The 22,854-nt window shown below is 40.8% G+C and carries 25 protein-coding genes and 1 other RNA gene; 3 read left to right on the top strand and 23 right to left on the bottom strand.

Translation table 11 applies throughout. The features are described 5' to 3' along the window. Window positions 1-4: 4 nt before the first annotated feature. The 18 genes from flhB to def all read right to left on the bottom strand — a co-directional run bounded on the left by flhB (window position 5) and on the right by def (window position 16,469). The gene (gene flhB, locus ABH008_RS03470; RefSeq protein ID WP_347988481.1) at window positions 5-1,132 is read right to left on the bottom strand and encodes a flagellar biosynthesis protein FlhB; all 1,128 of its coding nucleotides are present in this window, start codon (window positions 1,130-1,132) and stop codon (window positions 5-7) included. Next, window positions 1,133-1,909: a flagellar biosynthetic protein FliR gene (gene fliR / locus ABH008_RS03465; protein ID WP_347988480.1), complete on the bottom strand. Its 777-nt coding sequence runs from the start codon at window positions 1,907-1,909 to the stop codon at window positions 1,133-1,135. It abuts the gene before it with no gap. Then, window positions 1,906-2,175 (bottom strand): flagellar biosynthesis protein FliQ, encoded by a 270-nt coding sequence (fliQ, locus tag ABH008_RS03460; protein WP_347988479.1) that lies wholly within the window; start codon window positions 2,173-2,175, stop codon window positions 1,906-1,908. The genes fliR and fliQ overlap by 4 nt, the downstream gene beginning before the upstream one ends. A 15-nt stretch (window positions 2,176-2,190) precedes the next feature. Then, window positions 2,191-2,946 (bottom strand): flagellar type III secretion system pore protein FliP, encoded by a 756-nt coding sequence (gene fliP, locus ABH008_RS03455; RefSeq protein WP_347988478.1) that lies wholly within the window; start codon window positions 2,944-2,946, stop codon window positions 2,191-2,193. Beyond that, window positions 2,939-3,382: a flagellar biosynthetic protein FliO gene (gene fliO, locus ABH008_RS03450; protein WP_347988477.1), complete on the bottom strand. Its 444-nt coding sequence runs from the start codon at window positions 3,380-3,382 to the stop codon at window positions 2,939-2,941. Before fliO ends, fliP begins: the two co-directional genes overlap by 8 nt. Beyond that, complete coding sequence (fliN, locus tag ABH008_RS03445; RefSeq protein ID WP_347988476.1) at window positions 3,382-3,807, bottom strand: flagellar motor switch protein FliN; 426 nt, start codon at window positions 3,805-3,807, stop codon at window positions 3,382-3,384. The genes fliO and fliN overlap by 1 nt, the downstream gene beginning before the upstream one ends. 19 nt (window positions 3,808-3,826) lie before the next feature. Then, window positions 3,827-4,807, bottom strand: coding sequence for a flagellar motor switch protein FliM (gene fliM / locus ABH008_RS03440; RefSeq protein ID WP_347988475.1), 981 nt, complete (start codon window positions 4,805-4,807; stop codon window positions 3,827-3,829). Beyond that, window positions 4,807-5,340, bottom strand: coding sequence for a flagellar basal body-associated FliL family protein (locus tag ABH008_RS03435; RefSeq protein ID WP_347988474.1), 534 nt, complete (start codon window positions 5,338-5,340; stop codon window positions 4,807-4,809). The genes fliM and ABH008_RS03435 overlap by 1 nt, the downstream gene beginning before the upstream one ends. Before the next feature lie 305 nt (window positions 5,341-5,645). Continuing rightward, entirely contained in the window at window positions 5,646-6,725 is a 1,080-nt protein-coding gene (fbaA, locus tag ABH008_RS03430) for a class II fructose-bisphosphate aldolase (protein ID WP_347988473.1), read from the bottom strand. Window positions 6,726-6,831: 106 nt separating this feature from the next. Next, a complete protein-coding gene (locus ABH008_RS03425) occupies window positions 6,832-7,818 on the bottom strand; it encodes a transaldolase (protein WP_347988472.1) in 987 nt (328 codons plus the stop codon). Window positions 7,819-8,106: 288 nt separating this feature from the next. Further along, window positions 8,107-8,784, bottom strand: coding sequence for a hypothetical protein (locus ABH008_RS03420; RefSeq protein WP_347988471.1), 678 nt, complete (start codon window positions 8,782-8,784; stop codon window positions 8,107-8,109). Window positions 8,785-8,855: 71 nt separating this feature from the next. Beyond that, entirely contained in the window at window positions 8,856-10,868 is a 2,013-nt protein-coding gene (gene tkt, locus ABH008_RS03415) for a transketolase (protein ID WP_347988149.1), read from the bottom strand. Between the two features lie 196 nt (window positions 10,869-11,064). Beyond that, window positions 11,065-11,598, bottom strand: coding sequence for a 6-phospho-3-hexuloisomerase (gene hxlB / locus ABH008_RS03410; protein ID WP_347988470.1), 534 nt, complete (start codon window positions 11,596-11,598; stop codon window positions 11,065-11,067). A 2-nt stretch (window positions 11,599-11,600) separates the two neighbouring features. After that, on the bottom strand, window positions 11,601-12,248 hold the full coding sequence (hxlA, locus tag ABH008_RS03405; protein ID WP_347988469.1) for a 3-hexulose-6-phosphate synthase: 648 nt from the start codon (window positions 12,246-12,248) through the stop codon (window positions 11,601-11,603). A gap of 659 nt (window positions 12,249-12,907) precedes the next feature. Next, on the bottom strand, window positions 12,908-13,879 hold the full coding sequence (gene cmoB, locus ABH008_RS03400) for a tRNA 5-methoxyuridine(34)/uridine 5-oxyacetic acid(34) synthase CmoB (protein WP_347988468.1): 972 nt from the start codon (window positions 13,877-13,879) through the stop codon (window positions 12,908-12,910). Between the two features lie 216 nt (window positions 13,880-14,095). Beyond that, window positions 14,096-14,929 (bottom strand): quinoprotein dehydrogenase-associated SoxYZ-like carrier, encoded by an 834-nt coding sequence (locus tag ABH008_RS03395; protein ID WP_347988467.1) that lies wholly within the window; start codon window positions 14,927-14,929, stop codon window positions 14,096-14,098. Between the two features lie 83 nt (window positions 14,930-15,012). Then, window positions 15,013-15,927: a quinoprotein relay system zinc metallohydrolase 2 gene (locus ABH008_RS03390; protein ID WP_347988466.1), complete on the bottom strand. Its 915-nt coding sequence runs from the start codon at window positions 15,925-15,927 to the stop codon at window positions 15,013-15,015. Continuing rightward, window positions 15,924-16,469, bottom strand: coding sequence for a peptide deformylase (def, locus tag ABH008_RS03385; protein WP_347988465.1), 546 nt, complete (start codon window positions 16,467-16,469; stop codon window positions 15,924-15,926). Before def ends, ABH008_RS03390 begins: the two co-directional genes overlap by 4 nt. Window positions 16,470-16,666: 197 nt before the next feature. Between def and ABH008_RS03380 the strand changes: the two genes are divergently transcribed. Beyond that, window positions 16,667-17,005: a hypothetical protein gene (locus ABH008_RS03380; protein ID WP_347988464.1), complete on the top strand. Its 339-nt coding sequence runs from the start codon at window positions 16,667-16,669 to the stop codon at window positions 17,003-17,005. Window positions 17,006-17,551: 546 nt separating this feature from the next. Beyond that, the gene (locus ABH008_RS03375) at window positions 17,552-17,761 is read left to right on the top strand and encodes a cold-shock protein (RefSeq protein WP_347988463.1); all 210 of its coding nucleotides are present in this window, start codon (window positions 17,552-17,554) and stop codon (window positions 17,759-17,761) included. 121 nt (window positions 17,762-17,882) lie between these two features. Here ABH008_RS03375 and recR read toward each other — a convergent pair whose 3' ends face one another. The 4 genes from recR to ffs all read right to left on the bottom strand — a co-directional run bounded on the left by recR (window position 17,883) and on the right by ffs (window position 20,558). Continuing rightward, the gene (gene recR / locus ABH008_RS03370) at window positions 17,883-18,479 is read right to left on the bottom strand and encodes a recombination mediator RecR (protein WP_347988462.1); all 597 of its coding nucleotides are present in this window, start codon (window positions 18,477-18,479) and stop codon (window positions 17,883-17,885) included. A 5-nt stretch (window positions 18,480-18,484) separates the two neighbouring features. After that, a complete protein-coding gene (locus ABH008_RS03365) occupies window positions 18,485-18,808 on the bottom strand; it encodes a YbaB/EbfC family nucleoid-associated protein (RefSeq protein ID WP_347988461.1) in 324 nt (107 codons plus the stop codon). Window positions 18,809-18,824: 16 nt separating this feature from the next. Next, the gene (gene dnaX, locus ABH008_RS03360) at window positions 18,825-20,426 is read right to left on the bottom strand and encodes a DNA polymerase III subunit gamma/tau (RefSeq protein ID WP_347988460.1); all 1,602 of its coding nucleotides are present in this window, start codon (window positions 20,424-20,426) and stop codon (window positions 18,825-18,827) included. A 35-nt stretch (window positions 20,427-20,461) separates the two neighbouring features. Further along, an RNA gene (gene ffs, locus ABH008_RS03355) (signal recognition particle sRNA small type) lies at window positions 20,462-20,558 on the bottom strand. A 241-nt stretch (window positions 20,559-20,799) separates the two neighbouring features. On the opposite strand from ffs, the gene ABH008_RS03350 reads away from it, so the two are divergent. After that, window positions 20,800-21,819 (top strand): FAD:protein FMN transferase, encoded by a 1,020-nt coding sequence (locus ABH008_RS03350; protein WP_347988459.1) that lies wholly within the window; start codon window positions 20,800-20,802, stop codon window positions 21,817-21,819. A 46-nt stretch (window positions 21,820-21,865) separates the two neighbouring features. On the opposite strand, the gene sppA is transcribed toward ABH008_RS03350, so the two are convergent. Continuing rightward, window positions 21,866-22,846 (bottom strand): signal peptide peptidase SppA, encoded by a 981-nt coding sequence (gene sppA / locus ABH008_RS03345; RefSeq protein WP_347988458.1) that lies wholly within the window; start codon window positions 22,844-22,846, stop codon window positions 21,866-21,868. Between the last annotated feature and the right edge of the window lie 8 nt (window positions 22,847-22,854).

The raw sequence follows: 22,854 nt of genomic DNA, 5'->3' as shown, positions 1-22,854 counted from the left end.
GGGTTTACTGCCTGAATTCATCCGGCACAGGTACATCACTGGGCGGAACGGGTTTACTCCAACCATTTTGATTGGCTGCTCTTAACTGAAATACATAGGCTAATACTTGTGCAACCGCTAAAAACAAGCCGCGCGGTATTTCCTCATTCAAGTCAGTAGAATAGTATAAAGCTCTGCTTAAAGCCGGAACCGCTACGAGCGTCACATTGGCAGCCATACCCACATTTCGGATTTGTGCAGCAATCAAATCAGTACCTTTGGCTACCACTAGCGGTGCACCAGTACTGGTTAAATCATATTTTAAGGCAACAGCAAAATGCGTAGGATTGGTGACGATCACATCAGCATTGGGGACTGCTTCCATCATACGTCGACGAGAAGCCTCCATTTGCATACGCCGAATTTTGCCTTTAACCTCTGGGTTTCCTTCCATCTCCTTATTTTCATCCCGCACTTCCTGTTTAGTCATTTTCAATTGATCTTGCAGATGCCAAAGCTGATAAGGCACATCTATCATCACTAGCAACAAAAATGTTGAACTTAAAATTAGTAAACAATCTACCAGTATTTGAGCAGCCCGATAAATTCCCTGATCAATAGGCATATGACTTAAGCCCATAAAATCATCAAAATACACGTTGAACAAACTCCAGGTCATAAAACCAACTAACAATGTTTTGATGATAGCTTTAATTAGCTCAATAAAACCTTGAATGCCAAGTATTCTTTTAATGCCCGTAAGTGGATTAAGTTTTTCGAATTTAGGCTCAAAGCCTTCACTGCTAAAATTCCACCCACCCATCAGTAATGGTGTCAATAAATCAACTATCAACAACACCAATATAAAAGGCACAATAACTAAAAAACCTTCGGTAAACGCTCGTTTCAAATAGTTAAGCGGGGTTAATGGATCGAAAATGACTTCTCTTGGCAGTATAAATTGATGCATCATCATGTCACGTAAGTCGTTTGTCATGTGCTGCCCCATAAAAACAAACAACGCCGAACTGACTATTAAAGTTACAAATACATTAAGCTCTTTGGATCGTGCTATCTGGCCTTTCTTGCGTGAGTCAGTAACGCGCTTACCAGTCGCAGTTTCGGTTTTGTCCTGACCTGAATCGTCTGCCATTTAGTTCAATCTCAATAACTGACTGATAAATGTATAGCTATCTTGCAACATGTCAGTAAAACCATCAATAATACTGGGCACACCTACCCAAATTAACAACATGCCTATAATGATAGTAATTGGAAAGCCCACCCCAAAAATCTGTAATTGTGGCGCGGCTTTTGATGCCACGCCAAAACTGATGTTTACAAATAGCATGGTAGCCATAATAGGTAAAGCCAATAGCAGCCCATCAGCAAAAATCTGACTACTCCAAATAATGATTCGCCATAAATCAGTTTTTTCAAAACCCAGCATAGACACTGGCAATGTATGAAAGCTTTGCGCAAGCATTTCTATTAACAATAAATGACCATTGACGGAAAGAAAAATAAAACTGGAAGCTATGACGAACAATTGTGCGATCACGGGCACTTGAACACCTGTAGAAGGATCTACCATAGAAGCAAAGCCTAATCCCATACTGTAGGCTATTGACTGTCCGGCGAATAACATAATGGATAAGACCATTTGTAAAATAAAACCAGAGCACATACCTAGCATAATTTGTTGCATAGCGATCATCCAGCCCTGAAAACTGAATATCTCAACTGTCGGTATAGCGGGTAAAGTGGGTAAAATAACTATAGTAATCAGTAATCCAGCCATTACTCGCACTCTAGCTGGAACAATGCTAACTCCAAATACCGGAATAGTGATAAACATAGACCCCATCCGTAAGAAAGGCCATATAAACGTGGCTAAATAGCCAAGTAACTGTTCCTCAGTAAAAGTCATCCTATCAAAGTAGGAAGTTCACGCAGCAAATCCTGAAAATAATCAATCAAGAGTTGCAGCATGGCTGGACCAGCAATCATTAATACGATCACCACAATGGCTAACTTGGGAATAAACGTTAAGGTTTGTTCCTGAATTGATGTAGCGGCCTGAAACATAGATACCAGCAATCCGACCAGCAAGGCCGCCAGTAAAATTGGCCCCATAATTTTAAGTGTGACCAATACGGTTTGCTGAGCAAGTGAGGAGATTATTTCTGGCGTCATATAAACTTCACTTAATTAAACATAAAAACTGGCAGCTAGCATCTCCAAAACCATAGACCAACCATCTGCAAGTACAAACAACATGATTTTGAATGGCAATGATACGATCATCGGCGACAGCATCATCATACCCATAGACATTAGAACACTAGCAACGACCATATCAATAACTAAAAAGGGTAAAAATAGAACAAATCCAATCTGAAAAGCTGTTTTAAGTTCACTGGTTACATAAGCAGGTAGTAATAATGAAAAAGGCACATCCTCAGGCTTATTAATGTTTTCCTTGCCAGAAACTCTAATAAACATATCAATATCAGCCTCGCGTGTTTGTTTCAGCATAAACTGCCTGATAGGCTCTGAGGCTTTTTGTAAGGCTGTTAATGTATCTATTTTTTCTTCCAGATAGGGCTGCACAGCATTATCGTTAACCTTTTCCAGAACGGGCATCATGATAAAAATGGTCAGAAACAACGATAACCCTAATAATACTTGATTAGTGGGAACCTGCGATGTACCCAGCGCCTGTCTAAGTAAGCTCAGCACTATCATAATTCGGGTAAATGAGGTCATCGTTAATAACAATGCTGGCAATAAAGTCAGCATTGTCATTAAAAACAAAATCTGGATAGTTACCGTATAATTCTGTCCACCCTTAGCATTACTAGTAACAGTAATCGCATCAATTCCAGGTATTGCAGCGCAAACAGATTCCTGAAAATAGAAACTTAGAAAAATCAGCAATACCAAGCTATACCAAAATTTATTCATGTCTGTTACTCTGCATAAACTGCATTAGTTTTTTCTGAAAAATGCTCGACTCCGTATCACTAGTCTGATTTTGGAATAGGCGTTGTTCACCTTCGAGTTCAAGCAATTTGTCAATGCGACTAGCGGTAACACCTAACAACAATTGCTTATCGCCAACTTTAACTAAAACCAGCTTTTCTCGCATACCCAACGGCAAACCAGCCACTATACTCAGCTGTCCTCTGTTTAGTAATGCCAAACTACCCGATTTACGTAATAACCAGGCGCAGACTAAAAATATACCCAATACTAGCAATAAAGCGAGCAAGCACTGCCAAACATCAATTGACGAAACAATTTTTCCCGTTAATTGTGGCTGGGGTACAGTTTCCTCAGCATGACAAGTCAAAGTGAGTGCTAAGCCACCTAAAAACAGTAATAAGCGATTAATACACATCAACCCAACTTTCTAACCCGCTCTGAAGGGCTAATAATATCTGTTAAACGAATTCCAAATTTATCATTAACGACCACAACCTCACCATGAGCAACCAATGTACCATTTACCAGAACATCCATTGGTTCACCAGCAAAGCGATCCAATTCCACCACTGATCCTTGATTAAGTTGTAACAGATTTCGAATATTAATTTTGGTTCTACCAATTTCTAATGACAGGGTAACAGGAACATCTAGAATCACTTCCAGCTTAACTTCATCTGAATTAAGTGGTTTTTGCGGACTTTGTTCACCCAGATCTGGAAACTCAGCAGAAACATAATCGTTGGTTGAAGATTTCCCTTCTTCACCTTTTTCTGCGATGGCCTGTTCATTCATCGCCGCAGCCCAATCGTCACCAATATCTTCGTCGTTTTCGCTCATCTGAGTTTTTTCCTTGCTGTTATATATTGTCCAGCGTCATTTTGTTTATAATTTCAACAGCATAATTGCCGTCAGACAACCCTAGTTTACCTTTGAATACCGGAACATTTTCGACTTCAAGCAGCACAGTTTCGGGCATTTCAATGGGAATAACGTCCCCTTTCTTAAGCTTTATGATTTCACTAATAGCCATTTCTTTTTCAATCAATTTACTTTTCAGGGTAATCTCACTACGCATTATTTCGACTCTTAACGCCTCTTGCCAACGACCATCAACTTCCCCACGATCACTAGTCACTGCATCCAACATTTCTCTAATGGGTTCAATCATGGAATAGGGCATAGCGATATTGATATCACCACCACCGCCCTCCAATTCAACATGAATAGTTGAAATTACCACTATCTCAGAAGGACTAACGATATTTGCAAATTGCGGATTGACTTCTGAATTGATATATTCAAACTCAATATCCATTACAGGCTTCCAAGCTTCCGCCAAATCTTTGAAGATCATTTCAATTATCAAGCGAATAATACGCATTTCCGTTGGTGTAAATTCTCGTCCTTCAACTTTATTGTAGAACTGTCCGCCACCCCCAAAAAAATTATCAACTGCAGTAAATACTAATCGTGGTTCCATTACGATTAGCGCACGACCCCGTAAAGGAGACATTCGCATCACATTCAAATTAGTAGGTACGAACAAGCCTTGAATAAATTCCGAAAATTTTTGCACCTGAATACCAGAGACTGATATTTCTGAAGCACGGCGTAAAAAATTAAATAATGAAATACGAAAATATCGGGCAAAACGTTCATTAACCATTTCCAGTGTTGGCATCCTGCCACGTACGATTCTCTCTTGACTATTAAAGTCGTAACTTCTCGCCTCCTTACTGGTTTTTTCATCGTTTACATCAGTTTCAACATCGCCATCATCAACGCCGTGTAATAATGCATCAATTTCATCTTGGGATAAAAGATCTACGCTAGACATTACTGCATTACAAATTCAGTGAAATAGACTTCTTTAGCAGTATTCTTACCTGCCATCTTCTCTAGTACCTTTCCGATCTCGCTTAGCATAGATGCTTGCAATTCTTGTTTACCTTGTAAAGTTTTGGCTTTTTCAGCACCTAAGGAACTAATTAACATTAATAAATTGTTACGTAACATGGGTTCGTTTTTCTTTAATGCTGTTTTAGCAGCTTCACCTTTAACCAAAATGGTCAAAGAAATTTTAATGACTTTAGCACTACTATTTGCTGGAAAATCCACCACTAATGGACTGGGTAAATCATAAAATATATCAGGCTCAGCTTTTTCGTCGTGACTAGCTTCTTCTTTATGTTCCTCAACGGCATGTTTTTCTTTATCCCCACCTTTTTCGTGTCCAGCTTCGGATACTTTCTTCATATAAAAGAACCCTCCTCCAGCACCAGCAGCGACTAACAACACGGCACTCAGGATAATAATAATCAATTTCTTCGGGGATTTTTTTCCCTCTTCGTTCGTATGAGTTTCAGCCATATTTTACCTTCTGTATTAATGTATGCATAAAGTGCACCAAATTGATATTCTGCTTCCACATTCATTCTATTTTGGTACTTTGATTCCCTTAAGAATAATAGTAATGGTTGATAATACAAGAAAAAATGATCGATTTAGATAAATATGATTAGCAAGAGCTTAATAGTTGACTGGACAGGAATCTGTCAAAACTCTGCATCCATACTGCTAAGTAAGCTAAGAGTAGTCAAAAGATTGGCTAATGACCTAATAGATGAGGAATAACTGCAAAGGCCAACATAGGGCCTTTGCAGCTTATAACGATTTTACAGTGAATTGACTGCGTTCAATTCTTTGAATGCTTGTTCCAGACGAGTGACCATACCCACTTGTCCTGCACGTTGCCAAACGCGAGGATCGTAGTATTTTTTATTTGGTTTATCGCTTCCTTCAGGATTACCAATTTGTCCTTGTAAGTAGGCTTCATTCTTCTTATAGAACTCCATAACGCCAGCCCAAGATGCCCACTGCGTATCGGTATCGATATTCATTTTTACTACGCCGTAGCTAATGGATTCTTTAATTTCCTCAGGTGAGGAACCTGAACCGCCATGGAACACAAAGTTAAGTGTATTATGCGGCAAGCCGAATTTCTCTGAAACAAATTTTTGCGAATTAGCCAAAATTGTAGGCGTTAATTTAACATTTCCTGGAGAATAAACGCCATGTACATTGCCAAATGAAGCTGCGATAGTAAAACGATGGCTAATTTTGCTCAACTGTTCATATGCATATGCAACATCTTCTGGCTGAGTATACAATGCGGAATGGTCCATACCACTATTATCTACACCATCTTCTTCGCCACCGGTACAGCCCAGTTCAATCTCCAGCGTCATGCCCAATTTTGACATACGTTGCAGATATTTTCCGCAAATCTCTATATTTTCAGTCAGACTTTCTTCTGATAAATCCAACATGTGAGAGCTAAACAACGGCTTACCAGTCGCGGCGAAATGCTTTTCACCCGCATCCAAAAGACCATCTATCCAAGGCAATAATTTTTTAGCTGCATGGTCTGTATGTAGGATAACAGGCACACCATAATGTTCTGCCATAGCGTGCACATGGTGAGCACCAGAAATTGCACCCAATATTGAGGCTTGTTGACCTTCTGCTTTTAAACCTTTACCAGCAACAAATGCAGCACCACCATTTGAAAATTGAATGACAACCGCTGATTTTACTTTTGCGGCTGCTTCTAATACTGAATTAATCGTATCGGTGCTGATAACATTAACAGCGGGTAAAGCAAATTGATTTTCTTTGCAAATTGCAAAGATTTTTTGAACATCTTCACCGGTAACGACACCGGGCTTAACAACATCGAATATTTTTTGTGACATGCAACGCACCCTGCTGCTGAGTTGCGAGATTTCTGAAAACAGCTACCCCGCAGAATTCATGTATAAATCTGTATGGCAAGTGTTAGTTTGCCATACAGTGTGTATTTTAGCCTTCTAAGCTAGTCAAGCGATCAGATAACAATTTTTCCAATGTTTCCAATGCTTTGGTAAATCCTTCAATCCCTTCTGCCAATTTTTCTTTCGCCATGCGATTTTCTTCATGCATCGCAACAAAAGTAGCTTTATCGACATTAATTTTTTCTACACTTGAAGCCGCAGCTTTACTTGGATCCAGTTTACGTGGCAATTCTGCTTCAACCGCTTGCAATTCAGCCAGCAATGATGGGGCAATCGTCAACAGATCACAACCTGCCAATTCAGTAATCTCACCTACATTTCTAAAGCTGGCACCCATTACTTCTGTTTTATAACCAAATTTTTTGTAATAGTTATATACCTCAGTAACTGACAATACACCAGGATCTTCAGCCGGCGCATAAGAATCACGACCCGTATCTTTTTTGTACCAATCCAAAATTCTGCCTACAAAAGGCGAAATTAAGGTAATACCATTTTCCGCACAGGCAATCGCTTGGTGTAAACCAAATAATAAAGTCAAATTACAAGCAATGCCTTCTTTCTCAAGTACCGCAGCCGCTTGAATACCTTCCCAGGTTGCTGCTATTTTAATCAGAATCCGCGATTTTGAAATACCAGCGGCTTCATATTGAGCAATCAATTCGCGACCTTTAGCAATAGTTGCGTCAACATCGAAAGATAATCTAGCATCAACTTCAGTAGAAACTCGACCTGGAATAATTTCCAAAATCTTCAAACCAAAAGAAACAGCTAAACGATCAAAAGCTAAGGAAACTACTTCCGCAGCGGAAGCATTGGCACCTAATGTTGCTCTAGCACCACGCAAGGTATCGTCAACGATACCTTGATATTGCGGCATTTGTGCAGCTGCCGTAATCAACGATGGATTGGTGGTTGCATCACGCGGCTTAAAAGTCTCAATCGCCTGAATATCGCCAGTATCTGCGACAACGACTGTAATTTCGCGAAGTTGTTCTAGTAAATTTTTTGCCATGAAATTATCCTCATCTATCAAAATAAAATTTTACATCATGCTATAAGCGCTAATCATGTAACTGTTAGAACCCATAACCTTCAAATGTTTCTATGGAACGGCAATAATCTGCCAATCAGTAAGTATTAGTGTATAAAATGCAGAATCGCCACTCATCGCTACCTTAAATCTGTGAATGACAGATAAAAAGCGCAAATTGTGGCGATACTTATAAGCTGTTGTTTAGACAATTTATCAATGTAAGCAAACTATTTTCCAATGAAAAACGACTAAATCAACCCTTTCCAATTAAGCTTTATTACGCAGATATTTTTCTACACCTGTCGCTTTCTCTGCAGCAGCTATTTTGTCTTTAATTTTTTGTTTAGCTACATATTTAGCAACACCCGTTGCTGGATTTGCACTTTGTTTATCCAGATATTTAGCTACACCAGTTTTATTAATTCCTTGTTTTTCTAGATATTTTTCAACACCTGTAGCACCATTGGAGCTACTGCTAGCAGAGGAATTAGCTGAACCAGAACTGGTTTTAACTCCCGCGTTTTTCTTATAAAGTAAAAAACCAACTGCTGCCAGTGCCAATAAACCTATCAAATTTTTATTAGATGCAGGCGCTTGCTCACTACTTGCAGATGTATCAACACTGCTGCTGACTGCCTCTGAAGAGCTAGACCCACTAGCGCTAGATCCTTTGGTACTAGGCGCTGCAGCGCTATGTTTATAGTCAACATCACTATAAACAACTTTAGGTTGGAAATTGGCAGCCGGATAGTTTGCATCCGCTTGAACAGGAGCAGCAACCGCTTTTGATGCAGAAGAACTACTTGCGGATGATGCAGCACTACTATCGCTAAAAAGCACCTTTGGCTGAAAGTCAGACGCTGGATAGTCGCTGGCTGCCATCACAGAAGAACTTGTCAGCAGTAACGCTGTTAACATAGCTTTTGTTATTGTATTCTTTTTCACGTTTTTCACCTATGATTTCGTTTAAAACGCATCAAAGCTTAGCTTAAAGCCAAGCTTCAACTCGTTGATTATTAAAGCACTGCTTCGACATTTGCGACAACATTATCGACGGTAAAGCCAAACTCTTTGAAAAGTTGGCCTGCCGGAGCTGATTCGCCGAAGCGATCCAAGCCGACGATTTTGCCTTGGCTGCCGGCATATTTCCACCAACCTGCGGTCACACCTGCTTCTACCACGACCCGTTTGCTGACACTGGGTGGCAGCACGCTGTCTTGATAAGCTTGATCTTGCGCTTCGAAAACATTCGTAGAGGGAATAGAAACCACGCGAATGTTTTTGCCTTTACCAGACAGTGCTTCTGCTGCTTTCAGCGCCAATTCCACTTCAGAACCCGTCGCAATAATAATGGCATCCGGGCTACCCACGCTGTCTTTCAGAATATAGCCACCTTTTCTGATAGCCTCAATCTGTGCTGCTGTACGTGGAACGTGTGGCAGATTTTGACGTGAGAAAATCAGTGTACTTGGGCCTTCTTGACGATCAATCGCTGCTTTCCAGCTAACCGCTGATTCAACCGCATCGCAAGGACGCCAAACTTGCATATTGGGTATCATACGCAAAGTTGCCGTTTGTTCAACGGGTTGATGGGTTGGGCCGTCTTCGCCTAAGCCGATGGAGTCATGCGTATAAACAAAAATGGTCGGAATTTTCATCAACGCCGCCATCCGCAGTGCATTACGCGCATATTCCGAGAACATCAGGAATGTTGCGCCATAAGGTCTGAAGCCACCGTGCAGAACCAAGCCGTTCATGATGGCAGACATACCAAATTCACGTACGCCATAATAAATATAGTTGCCGTCATGACCACTGGCGTTCACATCTTTACAACCAGACCACAGTGTCAGGTTGGAGCCTGCCAAGTCAGCAGAGCCGCCCAATAACTCAGGTAGTAAAGGCCCAAAACCGTTCAGGGTATTTTGTGACGCTTTACGACTGGCAATGGTTTCAGCTTTGGCATCCACCGCAGCTATAAATGCGTTGGCTTTTTCGTTCCAGTCACTGGGTAGTTTGCCTGACACACGGCGTTCAAATTCGGCAGCCAGCTCAGGATGAGCGGCACGATAAGCGGCCAGTTGTGCATTCCACTCTGTTTCTAGACGCGCACCTTTGCTATGTGCATCCCAGCCTGCTTTAATGTCAGCAGGGATCTCAAATGCAGGGTGTGGCCAACCAATACGTTCACGCGTTGCTGCAATTTCTGCTTCGCCAAGTGCCGCTCCGTGACATTCTTCTTTGCCTTCTTTGTTGGGTGAACCCCAGCCAATGATGGTTTGGCAGCAAATAATAGTCGGTTTGTCAGTCACTTTACGGGCTTCTTCAAGCGCTTTTTTCACCGCTTCAGCATCGTGACCATCTACTTTAGGGATAACATGCCAGCCATACGCTTCAAAGCGTTTTGGTGTGTTGTCCAGGAACCAGCCCGTTACATTGCCATGACCACGCACTTCACCATCAATCGAGATGTTGTTGTCGTCGTAGATTGCAATCAGTTTGCCCAGTTGCATGGAACCCGCCAGTGAACAGGCTTCGTGCGAGATGCCTTCCATTAAGCAGCCATCACCCAAAAACACATAAGTGTAGTGATCGACAATACTGTGTCCTGGACGGTTAAATTGGCCTGCCAGCGTACGTTCTGCCAGTGCAAAACCCACGGCATTGGTAATGCCTTGGCCCAAAGGACCCGTAGTGGTTTCTACGCCAGGTGCATAACCATATTCCGGGTGACCGGCGGTACGTGAATGCAATTGACGAAAATTCTTAAGTTCTTCTATCGGCAAATCATAGCCTGCCAGATGCAGTAACGAGTACAGCAACATGGAGCCGTGACCATTGGACAAAATAAAACGGTCGCGATTTGGCCAGTGGGGGTTGGCAGGATTGTGTTGCAGAAAATCGTTCCACAGTACTTCTGCTATATCGGCCATACCCATAGGTGCGCCTGGGTGTCCTGAATTGGCTTTTTGCACGGCGTCCATGCTGAGGGCGCGGATGGCGTTCGCTAAATCTCTACGCGAAGGCATGATGGTCTCCTTTTTATTCGTTATTTTTAAAGGCGATTCCTGAAAAATATAGTCATCGCTCTGGCTGAGGCTTTCTAGATTTTGGTGATTTGGAAACTCATTCCCTGCTGCTAAGCAACGGCAACACTGACCACTTTCACACGAATTCAACTAGAAAACCTGCAACTACCGAATGGCGTTGCAGGTTTTAGGCAATCTATTCCAGATTTGCGTGTCTAGATTTCATTTCTTCTTCTGGTATACCTTTTTCATGGATCAAATGCGAAACGGTCGCTTCCAGGAAAAACAAGGTCGATAACTCGAACACAGTACCCATAGGCATACCTCTAACTTTGCCATATTGTTCGGCTCTTCCAATTTGGAAAGTTGTGTCAGCGAGATCACCTATCGTCGAATCGTCTTTAGCCGAAATCAGTGCGATTTTCGCACCTATTTGTTTTGCTTTTTTAGTAAAAGCTATTAACTGTTCAGTTTCACCTGATCCAGAAATAATAATTAACAAATCACCGCTTTTTATGCTGGGAGTAACTATTTCTCCAACCACACTGACGTCATAGCCGCTGTGCATTAAGCGCATTGCAAAAAAACGACCAATCAGACCAGAGCGACCTGCTCCGGATATAAAAATTCGCTTTGAATTATCCAACAAATCGGTAATCTTTTGATCATAAGTGTCATCAGTCGCTTCTAAGATGCCTGATATTTTATCGATAATAAGTTGCTGATGCATAGTTATACCGCCGCCGCGTCTACCAACTCACGAATTTCACGGGCTGCTTCAGCAGGTGATGGAGCTCCGTAAATAGCAGCACCTACAACGATAATGTTTGCACCCGCTTCAACAACTTGTTGAACAGTGGCTTGTTTAATACCGCCAGCAACAGAAATTCTGACGTTCAAACCTAGACGAGCAATGTCTTGCAAGTCAGAGAAGGGTGTTTGTCCAGCAGCTTGAGCATCCAAACCAGTGTGAATACCAACGATTTGCGCGCCCAGTTTCACTGATTCTTTTGCAACGTTAGCTTTATCGCCTACATTGATCAGGTCGATTTGTACTTCAGCGCCATTTTTTTTGGCTGCTTTGATAACCCCAGCAATTGTTGCTAAACCAGAAACACCTAAAACGGTACAGATATCGGCGCCAGCTGCATAAAAAGCACCTGCTTCGTATTCACCCGCATCCATAGTTTTCAGGTCTACCAGTAACAATTTATCAGGATAACGATTTCTCAGTTCGTTAACCAGATTAATACCGTTGTATTTAATACAAGGGGTTCCGATTTCAAAAATATCTACGTAAGGCGCTACTTGATCTGCCAACGCTACTGTTTGGTTGAAATCCAGTGAATCCAACGCCATTTGAATTAATGGTCTTGCCATGTGATGTGCTCCGAAAGTTTTTAATTTTTAGTAATAGCGATTTTTGCAAACTGCCACAACCCGCTAGGCGGGTCACATACTTGTGATGCACTGATAACTGTAAGATAGAAATGGTATAGCTGTCAATGCTTAGCGACTCAGCAAATTGAATAATAGTAAGTGGCCTGCAAGCTCAAACTAAGGATACTGTCTATCAGATTGTAATTTATGCGTAAAAATACAACTAAATATTGACAACAACCAATATTTTATTGAAAAATAACAATTAAAAATCAATATCTTGAAGTATTTTTACACTTATAGGACAGCAATATTCTTAAACCACTCGCCATTTTTTAATAACCACATTGTGGTCAACCAAAGCAGAATATTTTTTTCACTTATCAGCAACGTAATACGGCCTAATTACTTTGGCTTTTGTGCGCAGTTAGGTTTTTAGAATCACTGTATAGATCACACTTATAACAACTAATTATCCCAGAATCAGCACTTGACCACGAGGTAAGCACATTAAAACCCTACGAATCAATGATTAAATGCGTTAACACAACTCACCCAAACTTAGTATCGCTAAACAATGGATAATACTCATCCTTGCTTACTCCACCAAACACGCTAAAAACGACACCCTAGAACACACCCAGCTACTAATTTTAGAATTACCCATTCTCTGCAATAAAGATTGCGCGAACAGGTGCTGGCAAGCCTTCACAAGTAAAATTTTGATCCTCATGATCAAGGAAGTTGCGCAAGGAATGAAACTGCATCCATTCCGTACTACGCTGCTCATCAATCGAAGTCTTAGTCACATCAACAAGCTTTATATTTTTGAATCCACAACGTTTTAACCATACCAGTAATGCGTCGCAACTAGGTAAAAACCAGACATTACGCATTTGCGCATAACGTTGTTCGGGTACTAGAATATGCTCTGCTCCCCCCTCAATGACCAATGTTTCTAATACCAATTCACCACCACTGCGTAAACAATTTTTGAGTTCGAGCAAATGATCAATGGGTGAACGGCGATGATACAGTACCCCCATAGAAAATACAGTATCGAAAAGTTGCAGATTGTTAGGCATATCATCGATACCGATAGGTAAAACATAAACAGCCGCATCACCATATAGTTTACGTATCATTTGAAATTGCAACACACTTAAAAGGGTAGGATCAATTCCAACTACTAATTTTGCCCCAGCACCCAACATGCGCCAGCAATGGTAACCATTACCGCAACCCACATCTAACACAAGCCTATTATTTAATGGTGCAATCTGCTTTTTAAGACGCTCCCATTTCCAATCGGAACGCCATTCGCTATCAATTTCAATACCAAATAAGCTAAAAGGCCCCTTACGCCAAGGATGCAATTTTTTTAAAGCAACATTCAGCAGCTCTTGCTCACTAAACGTCAAATCGGCAGCTCTACCAATTTGTACATGGCTGAATAAATCGCGACTAGAAGTATCAAATTGTGACAAGTCATCAATCACTTTCCGCCATTTCACCAAGTCACCATGTACCTGTTCGGCAAATGCTTGTTCTACTTGCGAAGACAATATATTTGCCCAATCTCCTGCGCCCAAAGTATCCAGCGTTTGGTATAAAGATAGATAATCAACCATTATATCTCGTTAAAGGCATGTGGATTTATTCCACAGGGTGAAAGAAGTCTGTCACAACAATTTCTTACATCACTCAATTAAAATCAGTGCAAGTCTTTGAGGGGAAAGCACTCCACATCCGCTGACGGATTAAAAAATTCAATGCGTCAAAACTACCGCCCTGGTAAAAAAGGGATTCAATTCCGCACTATTAGCAGAGCAAAATACACTGCCCTGCTAATGATCAACCGCATAACTCTGAACATAGTGATTACCCTTGCTGCAAACATCACGTTTTACAGGGGACTCACATGATATATCATTGAACTCGGCTTTTAATTCACCCGGCTTATCCGGCACGAAGTAAAAACGAAAATTGGGATCAGCACTGATTGCGATATCAATTTTGGCAATAAGCACTGGCTTGTTGTTAAAGCTAACTTTAAGTTGATCAACGAAATTAGATTTTCTGATGAATCGAGTCATTTGATCCATCTGCATACCAGTGATATTCGGATGACTGATCATCAACTGAGTTTGTGTAGGCTCCCCAATTTTAAAGTTATCATTTATGCGAAACTTGACTTTGCCCAAACGCTTCAACGCTTCATCAAGATCGGACCCTATTGGAGCCGAACAGCCGCCACTAGCCTTGACATACTTTTTGGTCATAGTTAGTTTCCCGTCATTGGTTTCTGCAATTGCACGGATGTTGCTATAGGTATTAACGCGTATTCTTAAAGCCAGATCAGCTTTACCACTTTCGGGGAAAAACTCAAACTCACCAACGAAAGGAACAGGATTTTTATCGACCAGCAACCAAATTTTTTTGATGTATCTGTCGTTACTTTGTTGAAACTTGCTGCTCACAGAAACAGGGACAATGGCTGGATCTTCTGCTCGGTAAGGTACCTCTAAAGTAATAACGGCATCAGATTCTTCTATGTTTTTACCTGCAAAAAACTGACTTTTCAAAACAGTATTCCAAGTATCATCATCACCTTCTGCCCTAGCAAGACTGGAGAAGGCAATTAGGACAAAAAACCATGCGTGTAGCGCTAACGTATTCATATCTTACCTTTAAGAATCAATATATTGACTATTAATATTATTTTAATGTTATTTAAATTGAAAACTGACTAGACTTAGTTTTATCAATCTTCCCATTCAAGTTCTGCAAAAGCCGTAGTTACATTTCTACGATGAAATTCATCAAATAATTGCCAGTGATTTTCAACTGACGTACCTACCTGATTTACTGCCTGTTCCAAGGTCTTTCCCTGCTTAATCATGCCTCTAATTTCATTACGTAAATTTTGTAAATAAGCTTTTTCTGGCTGCATAGCTGCAGGCCAATCTTTCACTAAATGACCATGTCCGGGAATCACCAAAGTGTAATGGCTCTTCTCCAATTTATCTAATTCTGCTAACCAACCCTTAATACTCCCGTCTACCACCGGTATATGTTCCTGAAACAATAAATCAGCCAACCATAAGGAATTGCTGGTTTTGTCATAGACACTCAAATCATTATCGGTGTGTGCCGCAGGATGAGCGGTTAAGAGTAGCTCTCGATTACCGAGATTCAAGGTCATTGTGTCTCTTACCTGTAAATCGGGAGGTATAATATTATTCTGATTGACATGGATAGCCAGCAATTCTTCAGCACGACTCAAATAGTGATCGCCCCTACTTGCCATGGCACGAGCCAGTTTGTAATGACCAACGAATTGCACACCAGGCTGTTTGAAAGCGATATTGCCATATATATGATCAGGATGTACATGAGTATTAATGACATAACAGACGGGAAGACTGGTAGTTTGTTTTATCGCTGCACGCAAAGCTATGCCTTGTTGTGGACTGCCACCTGTATCAATGACCGCCACGCATTTATCACCCACTATAAAACCAATGTTTGCAATTTCGCCATGGTTAGCTTTATCCGGCCAATAATTTTTTGACACATGCAAATAGATGCCTGGAGCTACTTGACTGACACTTAAAGCGGTTAACGCATTACAGTGATGACTAATCAATAAACTGCCTATCAGAAAAAGATATTTCATACCGCAAGCTGCTCCTGAGAATTAATGAGTTTAAAAAACTCACCTTCAGAAAAAATATCTCGATTATTTTCCACTCTATCAAGATAAACCAAGCCATTAAGATGATCGAATTCATGTTGAAAAACCCGTGCAGGAAAATCACTGAGAAGCATCTCTATTGATTTACCCTGAACATCCTGATATTCAACTTTGACGGATTTATAGCGAGGAACTAATGCGCGGATACCCGGCACGCTTAAACAGCCTTCCCAATCCTTATTTAGCTCACTATCCGCTATAGTCAATCTAGGATTAATCATGACAACAGCATCCATATTAGGAGCACTTGGGTAGCGTTTGGTAGGACGAGAGGCAATAATTATGACTTGTAATGCAACGCCCAATTGCGGAGCAGCAATACCAACACCATTCTCTTCCAGCATCATAGTCTGCAAATTGGACAGCAATTCCCGAAATACTTCGCAACTAAAATCATTAACTGGGCTGGCAGGAACCCGTAAACCGGGATCACCTAATTGTAATATTTTCAGGTTTTTAATCATTTATTGTAAGGAGTTAGAAAGATTACAAAATTTTGCTTATTCAGACATTTATTTCAGTATACTGCGCTTTATCAGACTTTGCTAATCTTTACTTTAGCCGCTTTTTTTGTGATATTAGCTGATTAATCATTACCAGAAAATACATTTTTTTGTTTTTGATTGGTTCAAAATTCCTTTTTACTTACGTTGGAGTCAGCATGAAAAAATTCCATAAAACCCCTTTCGCACTTGCAATGGGAGCCAGTTTATTACCCTTAACAACCCATATTGCCCAAGCTGAGACCAACCCTTTTGCATTATCGACACTGAGTTCAGGCTATATGCAAACTGCGGAGACAGCCCCCGCCACCCCTGAAGCAAACACCAAAATGAAAGACGGCGCTTGTGGTGAAGGAAAATGTGGTGCTGCCATGAAAAAAGTCGACCCGACCAGCGAAAAAAAAGCCATTGAAGGTAAATGCGCAACCAACAAACCAGTACCCAGTAGCGATACTACCAAAAACACAGAAGGCAATTGCGGCGCAAATAAAAAGTAAAACTAAAATTCACAGCAAAAAAGAGTTGTTGCTTAAAAGTCTATTTAGTTTTAGACCACACACCACCACTCTAATGTTTACCGTCTATCGGCTTTACCAATTGGTAAAGCCGATAATTCTAGTTGGTTTTATTTGGGGGCAAATGCATAAAATAAACCCCTTTTTTCACCTATTAGCTCATAAATATTAAGCTTAATAACAAAAAAGTTAATACCATAAATGAGCAATTCATCACATTTTTTTAAAAAAAAATCTATGCCTAAGCATGAATAACATTGCTGTAACATTATTTTAAAAATTTGATATTTCATTTACTTAGCTCACAAAACTGGCAATAGTTTTTCATTAAAACAGCCATAGCTTGCTTGCCATAAAATATTAACAGCTAACATCAATCTATTTTTGCTTTGACAAAAAAAATTGCTATGTATAATGGCAACGATTTAGCTAGGTAATCGTTGTTGCTTTTTTTCAAGTCTGCCGCTACCCGCTTTATTCAAACCCCTGTATCACGCCAGAAATGGCTTTTTTAAGCAAGAGAGATTTATGTCAGTACAAGTAGAAGGCAAAGTAAAATGGTTCAACGATGAAAAAGGCTTCGGCTTCATCGAACAAGAAGGCGGCAAAGATGTATTTGTACATTTCAGCGCTATCAATGGTAACGGACGTAAAACACTGAAAGAAGGTCAGCGCGTTACTATGGAAGTTACTACAGGCCAAAAAGGTCCACAAGCAGAAAACGTTACACCGTTATAAACAGGTTTAAAATGAGCAGAAAAGTCTAGCAGCTTTTCTGCTCGACCTGTGCTTGGTAGTTAATGAACCTTGCTGTAACCAATGTGACCAGCAAAATGGCGCCTTTAATTAAAAATGGCCGTTATATTTCTCTACGGCCATTAAAGGCGTGCGACAGCGTACTACTGTCTATAAATTCGAGCTCGCCACCCATTGGAATACCATGCGCAATACGCGTAGTGCGAATTTGATATTTGGCAGCAACTTCACCGATAAAATATGCCGTAGCTTGTCCTTCAACTGTTGAATTGGTTGCTAAAATAATTTCAGTGATTCTGGCGCTTTGCATACGCTGCTCTAATAGATCCATACCTATCTGATCTGGCCCTATGCCATCTAATGGCGATAATCGACCATGAAGCACAAAGTATTTACCTTTAAATGTCGTTGCCTGATCAATAATCCAAGTGTCTGCCGGGCTTTCGACCACGCACAATAAGCTGTCATCGCGGCTTTGGTTACTACAAATTTCACAAAGCACCGCTTCTGACAAGGTACGACATTCTGAACAGTGTTGAATATTAAGCATAGCTTCTGCCAAGATCTTGCTTAACTGCAGCCCCCCCTCACGATTGCGCTGTAACAAATGAAATGCGATACGTTGTGCTGACTTGGGACCAATGCCTGGCAAACAGCATAAGCTGTGTATTAATTCTTTCATTAAGCCCCGATTCTGCATCTTTTTTAGAATGGCATTTGAAAACCAGGGGGCAATGGCATACCCGCAGTAACATCACTCATTTTTTCTTTTTTCATTTTGTTAACTTTATGTACCGCATCATTTATAGCGGCAGCAACTAAATCTTCCAGCATATCGCGATCATCTCCCAGTAAAGAGGGATCAATACTTACTTTGCGAACCTCTCGCTTGCCTGTCATTAATACTGTAATCAATCCACCACCCGACTCACCTAATATCTCTATGGTTGCCAGTTCTTCTTGTGCTTTTTTAAAATTATCTTGCATTTTTTGGGCTTGCTGCATAATACCAGCTAGTGCATTTTTCATAATGGTTCTCCAAATTTTAATTAAGTGGCTCAATGCTACCCGGTAGGATACGAGCACCAAAAGCGCTTCTCAACTCTTGCACATTGACATCTGCATCAATACTGTCAACAGCTGCTTGTTGTTTATCTTCTCGCGCCTTTTGCATTTCTATGGCAGGCGTCAACTGTGGCGATTCTTGATGCGTAATCAGCAATTTCAAAGGCCTCTTAAAATAATTCTGTAACGCAGCCTTTAGTTTATCTTGAGCAATACTTCCCACTTGTTGAAAACCTGGGTCTATTAGTAAATGACAAGTATGCTCATCAATAGTGTTTAACACACAATTGTTGGCCAGTTCTCGGCTACGACCCGTTAAGTTTAAGGCTACAATAATTTCCGACCAGTGATTAGCTTTAACCTCAGTCGTTATGACAGGCTCGTTAATTTGGTTTTCGGTCTTAACGCTTAAAGCAGGTGATTTCACTAAAACATTACTATCGGCATTACGAGGCTTAACGGTTACGAGTGACCTTGTTTCCTCGTTCCTAGAACGTGTAGTTTCTGGACGAAATGTTAGCATCCTTAACATAACCATTTCAAAACCAGCACGAGCGTCCGGTGCAAGCTCCAAATCACGCTGCCCTATCAAACCAATTTGATAAAATAATTGCACATCTGCCGCTAAAAAAATGTCCGCCAGATGATTGATTAATTGTTGATCAAACTCATTATCAATAAAATCTGGCAGCTGTTGAGTAAGAGCAACTCGATGCAAAACACGTAAAATTTCTTGCAAAATATCAGAAAAGTTTGGTGATAACTCCGCAATTTCAGCTATCTTACTCATAACAGCTCTTGCATCTGCGCCAGCTAAAGCACGTAATATATCGTCTATAGGTTGTTGTGCAACAGTACCTAACATACTCGTAACGCTTGCAAGATTAACACTGCCACTACCATAAACAATTGCCTGATCAAGCAGACTTAAAGCATCGCGAAGACTACCATCAGCAGATCGAGCCAATAACTTTAAAGCAGTGTCTTCAAAGTCTATTTGTTCTTGATTTAAAATAAACCGTAGCTGTGTCGCTATCTGATCAGGCAGAAGACGCTTTAAATTAAATTGCAAACAACGCGATAAAACAGTCACCGGAATTTTATGTGGATCGGTAGTCGCTAGCAGAAACTTTACATGTGCTGGTGGTTCTTCCAATGTTTTTAGTAATGCATTGAAGCTATGACCCGAAAGCATGTGTACTTCGTCAATCAGATAAACTTTATAGCGCCCTTGGTTGGGTGCATATTGGACATTATCGAGTAAATCGCGGGTATCCTCAACCTTGGTGCGCGAGGCGGCGTCCACTTCAATCAAGTCCATAAATCGGCCCTGTTCAAAATCAAGACAGATAGGACATGCACCACACGGATTGTAATCTTGCAGATTTTCGCAGTTAATAGCTTTGGCTAAAATTCTGGCTACAGTAGTTTTACCAACACCACGAGTGCCTGTAAACAGATAGGCATGATGCAAACGATTATGCTGTAAAGCATGAATGAGCGACTGACTGACGTGCTCTTGCCCAACAAGTTGAGTAAAATTGCTAGGACGCCATTTTCTGGCAAGAACCTGATATGCCATGAGCAACAAGAATAGGATAGGCTTTTGGGCGGATACTGTGCCAGCCACATCCCGGCACACGAGTCTGCTGCTACCGTTGCTCCCTTCCGGGCCTGGCGGGGTTTACAGCGTATCGTTGCGAGAGAACCGACACAGTAACCATAAAACAACAGCTGAAAGCTGAAGAGTTGTCTATTATGGCTAATATTTACGTATTAGGCAAATCATATTGTCAAATATAGTTAAAAATAGCTAATATACTGACGAGAAACCAAGCTCAGTTAGTTTGGATTTTGGCATTGATGTTTACAGCTTACTTACAGAACAATTCAGTAGTTTATATTCAAAACTTAGCCCCCTATTCCCCTCTAAACCATCACTTACATTCATATTCATGAAATCACTGTCACATAAATTTTTGTTGTGTTTTTGGTTACTGTTAACCAGCTGCCAACCCCAAAACCAAGAAATGCAATTTGAAGGCTCCGCTCAAGGGACAAGTTACCATGTCAAGATTGTACCCACAGCAAATACTTTTGATATGGATAAAACCAAGCAATTGATTGAAGACGCTTTACAAACTATCGATCTTAAATTATCCAATTATCGGGATGACTCTGAAATATCAATAATAAATAAACATAAAACAACGGATTGGCAATCAGCGTCTCCAGAAATTATTGAATTAGTCAATATAGCGACCTATGTATATTCACGCAGTCAGGGCTGCTATGATTTGACCATCAAACCCCTGTTTGACTTATGGGGATTTTCGAAACACGAAAATCGGATACCCAATCAGGAAGAAATCAAGCAGGCATTAATACATGTCGGCATGCCACTTCTGGAAATAGATAAGATCAACTCACGTATACGCAAACTGGACCCAGATGTACAAATTGATTTATCCTCAATTGCGCAGGGATACTCGGTTAGCGTAATCGCCAATTTACTGGAAACACAAGGTATTCAAAATTATTTGGTAGAAATTGGCGGCGAAATGAAAGTCAAAGGCCGTAATGGACATCATAACCCCTGGAGAGTCGCCATTGAAAAACCCTCACCATTTTCTCGGGAAGTACAGAAAGTTTTAGATATTCACCAACAAAATGGCTCTGCCATTATGACCGCTGGCACGTATCGAAATTTTTTTGCGGAGCAAGGCCAAACATATTCCCATATTATCAACCCAAAAACAGGCAGTCCAGTAACGCATCATTTATTATCCGTAACAGTTCTGCATGACGACCCCACCTGGGCAGATGCCTGGGACACCGCCTTACTGTGTGTTGGCGAAGTAGACGCGGCGAAAATTGCTGAAGCTGAACAACTTAAAGTACTATTGATTTATCAGGAAGATAATTCTCTACAAGAATATATTAGCAAAGCGTTCGCAACGGCTCAGGAAAATTAATTTCACTATGGCACATACAAATATATGTGCCATAAGTTTCTAAAAATTACTGCAAATCAACCTGATTGAACATACTACCTATGGTATGGGCAAATACTGTTCCCAATTTACCAGCTAAACGATCCATTAAATGCTCCTGGGGAGTAAAATTTACTTTTTCTTCCGTTCCAAGCACATCACGAGCAACTGAATCAACGCTACCAAAATCATCAGCCAAACCGATTTTTACACCCTCAGCCCCTGTCCACACCAAGCCTGAAAATAATTCCGACGTTTCGGCTTCTTTTAACCTGTTGCCACGCCCTTCTCGAACGGCAACAATAAATTGTTGATGCACTTCATCAAGCAAAGATTGCATGTGAGCGAATTCCTGTTCCTTTAGCGGCGAAAACGGATCCAACATTGCTTTATGTGCACCAGCTGTTAATAATCGTCGCTCTACACCGACTTTATCCATTATCTTGGTTAAACCAAAACCATTCATAATTACACCAATGGACCCAATAATACTGGCTTGATTGACATAAATTTTGTCAGTAGCAGCAGCAATATAATAACCACCAGAAGCACATATATCCGCAACAACGGCATAAATTGGCGTATCAGGATGCTTTTTCTTTAGCCGCCGGATCTCATCATAGATTTCAGCTGACTGCACTGGACTGCCACCGGGTGAATTAATATTAAGAATAACACCTTTGGTGTTTTTGTCTTTGATGGCATCACGCAAACCCTCAATGACATTATTGGCGCTGGCCGCTTCTCCTTGAGCTATTACACCAGTTACATCAACAATAGCCACATGCTGACTGCCTTTTGCACCAATCTCTTCTTTAATTTGCGGATAAGTAGCAACCAATAAAACAATAATAAGATAAGAAAACGCTAATAACTTAAAAAAAATCCCCCAACGTCTGGCTGTTTTTTGTTCATTAATGGCAGCAAACGCAAGCTTTTCGATCACTTCTTTTTCCCAGCGAATTTGTTGCTCGACAGTTGTTTTTGCCGAATCCTGATTATTTTCCATGCATTAAC

The sequence above is a fragment of the Methylomonas sp. AM2-LC genome (genome assembly GCF_039904985.1).
Classification (GTDB): Bacteria; Pseudomonadota; Gammaproteobacteria; order Methylococcales; family Methylomonadaceae; genus Methylomonas.
Note: the sequence above shows the minus strand (reverse complement) of the source record. Positions and strands in the feature narration are given on the sequence as shown.

Bases quoted from the DNA above. Each gene is read 5' to 3' on its own strand.
- flhB (WP_347988481.1), bottom strand. From the start codon at position 1,132: ATGGCAGACGATTCAGGTCAGGACAAAACCGAAACTGCGACTGGTAAG.
- fliR (WP_347988480.1), bottom strand. From the start codon at position 1,909: ATGACTTTTACTGAGGAACAGTTACTTGGCTATTTAGCCACGTTTATA.
- fliQ (WP_347988479.1), bottom strand. From the start codon at position 2,175: ATGACGCCAGAAATAATCTCCTCACTTGCTCAGCAAACCGTATTGGTC.
- fliP (WP_347988478.1), bottom strand. From the start codon at position 2,946: ATGAATAAATTTTGGTATAGCTTGGTATTGCTGATTTTTCTAAGTTTC.
- fliO (WP_347988477.1), bottom strand. From the start codon at position 3,382: ATGTGTATTAATCGCTTATTACTGTTTTTAGGTGGCTTAGCACTCACT.
- fliN (WP_347988476.1), bottom strand. From the start codon at position 3,807: ATGAGCGAAAACGACGAAGATATTGGTGACGATTGGGCTGCGGCGATG.
- fliM (WP_347988475.1), bottom strand. From the start codon at position 4,807: ATGTCTAGCGTAGATCTTTTATCCCAAGATGAAATTGATGCATTATTA.
- ABH008_RS03435 (WP_347988474.1), bottom strand. From the start codon at position 5,340: ATGGCTGAAACTCATACGAACGAAGAGGGAAAAAAATCCCCGAAGAAA.
- fbaA (WP_347988473.1), bottom strand. From the start codon at position 6,725: ATGTCACAAAAAATATTCGATGTTGTTAAGCCCGGTGTCGTTACCGGT.
- ABH008_RS03425 (WP_347988472.1), bottom strand. From the start codon at position 7,818: ATGGCAAAAAATTTACTAGAACAACTTCGCGAAATTACAGTCGTTGTC.
- tkt (WP_347988149.1), bottom strand. From the start codon at position 10,868: ATGCCTTCGCGTAGAGATTTAGCGAACGCCATCCGCGCCCTCAGCATG.
- hxlB (WP_347988470.1), bottom strand. From the start codon at position 11,598: ATGCATCAGCAACTTATTATCGATAAAATATCAGGCATCTTAGAAGCG.
- hxlA (WP_347988469.1), bottom strand. From the start codon at position 12,248: ATGGCAAGACCATTAATTCAAATGGCGTTGGATTCACTGGATTTCAAC.
- cmoB (WP_347988468.1), bottom strand. From the start codon at position 13,879: ATGGTTGATTATCTATCTTTATACCAAACGCTGGATACTTTGGGCGCA.
- ABH008_RS03395 (WP_347988467.1), bottom strand. From the start codon at position 14,929: ATGAATACGTTAGCGCTACACGCATGGTTTTTTGTCCTAATTGCCTTC.
- ABH008_RS03390 (WP_347988466.1), bottom strand. From the start codon at position 15,927: ATGAAATATCTTTTTCTGATAGGCAGTTTATTGATTAGTCATCACTGT.
- def (WP_347988465.1), bottom strand. From the start codon at position 16,469: ATGATTAAAAACCTGAAAATATTACAATTAGGTGATCCCGGTTTACGG.
- ABH008_RS03380 (WP_347988464.1), top strand. From the start codon at position 16,667: ATGAAAAAATTCCATAAAACCCCTTTCGCACTTGCAATGGGAGCCAGT.
- ABH008_RS03375 (WP_347988463.1), top strand. From the start codon at position 17,552: ATGTCAGTACAAGTAGAAGGCAAAGTAAAATGGTTCAACGATGAAAAA.
- recR (WP_347988462.1), bottom strand. From the start codon at position 18,479: ATGCAGAATCGGGGCTTAATGAAAGAATTAATACACAGCTTATGCTGT.
- ABH008_RS03365 (WP_347988461.1), bottom strand. From the start codon at position 18,808: ATGAAAAATGCACTAGCTGGTATTATGCAGCAAGCCCAAAAAATGCAA.
- dnaX (WP_347988460.1), bottom strand. From the start codon at position 20,426: ATGGCATATCAGGTTCTTGCCAGAAAATGGCGTCCTAGCAATTTTACT.
- ABH008_RS03350 (WP_347988459.1), top strand. From the start codon at position 20,800: ATGAAATCACTGTCACATAAATTTTTGTTGTGTTTTTGGTTACTGTTA.
- sppA (WP_347988458.1), bottom strand. From the start codon at position 22,846: ATGGAAAATAATCAGGATTCGGCAAAAACAACTGTCGAGCAACAAATT.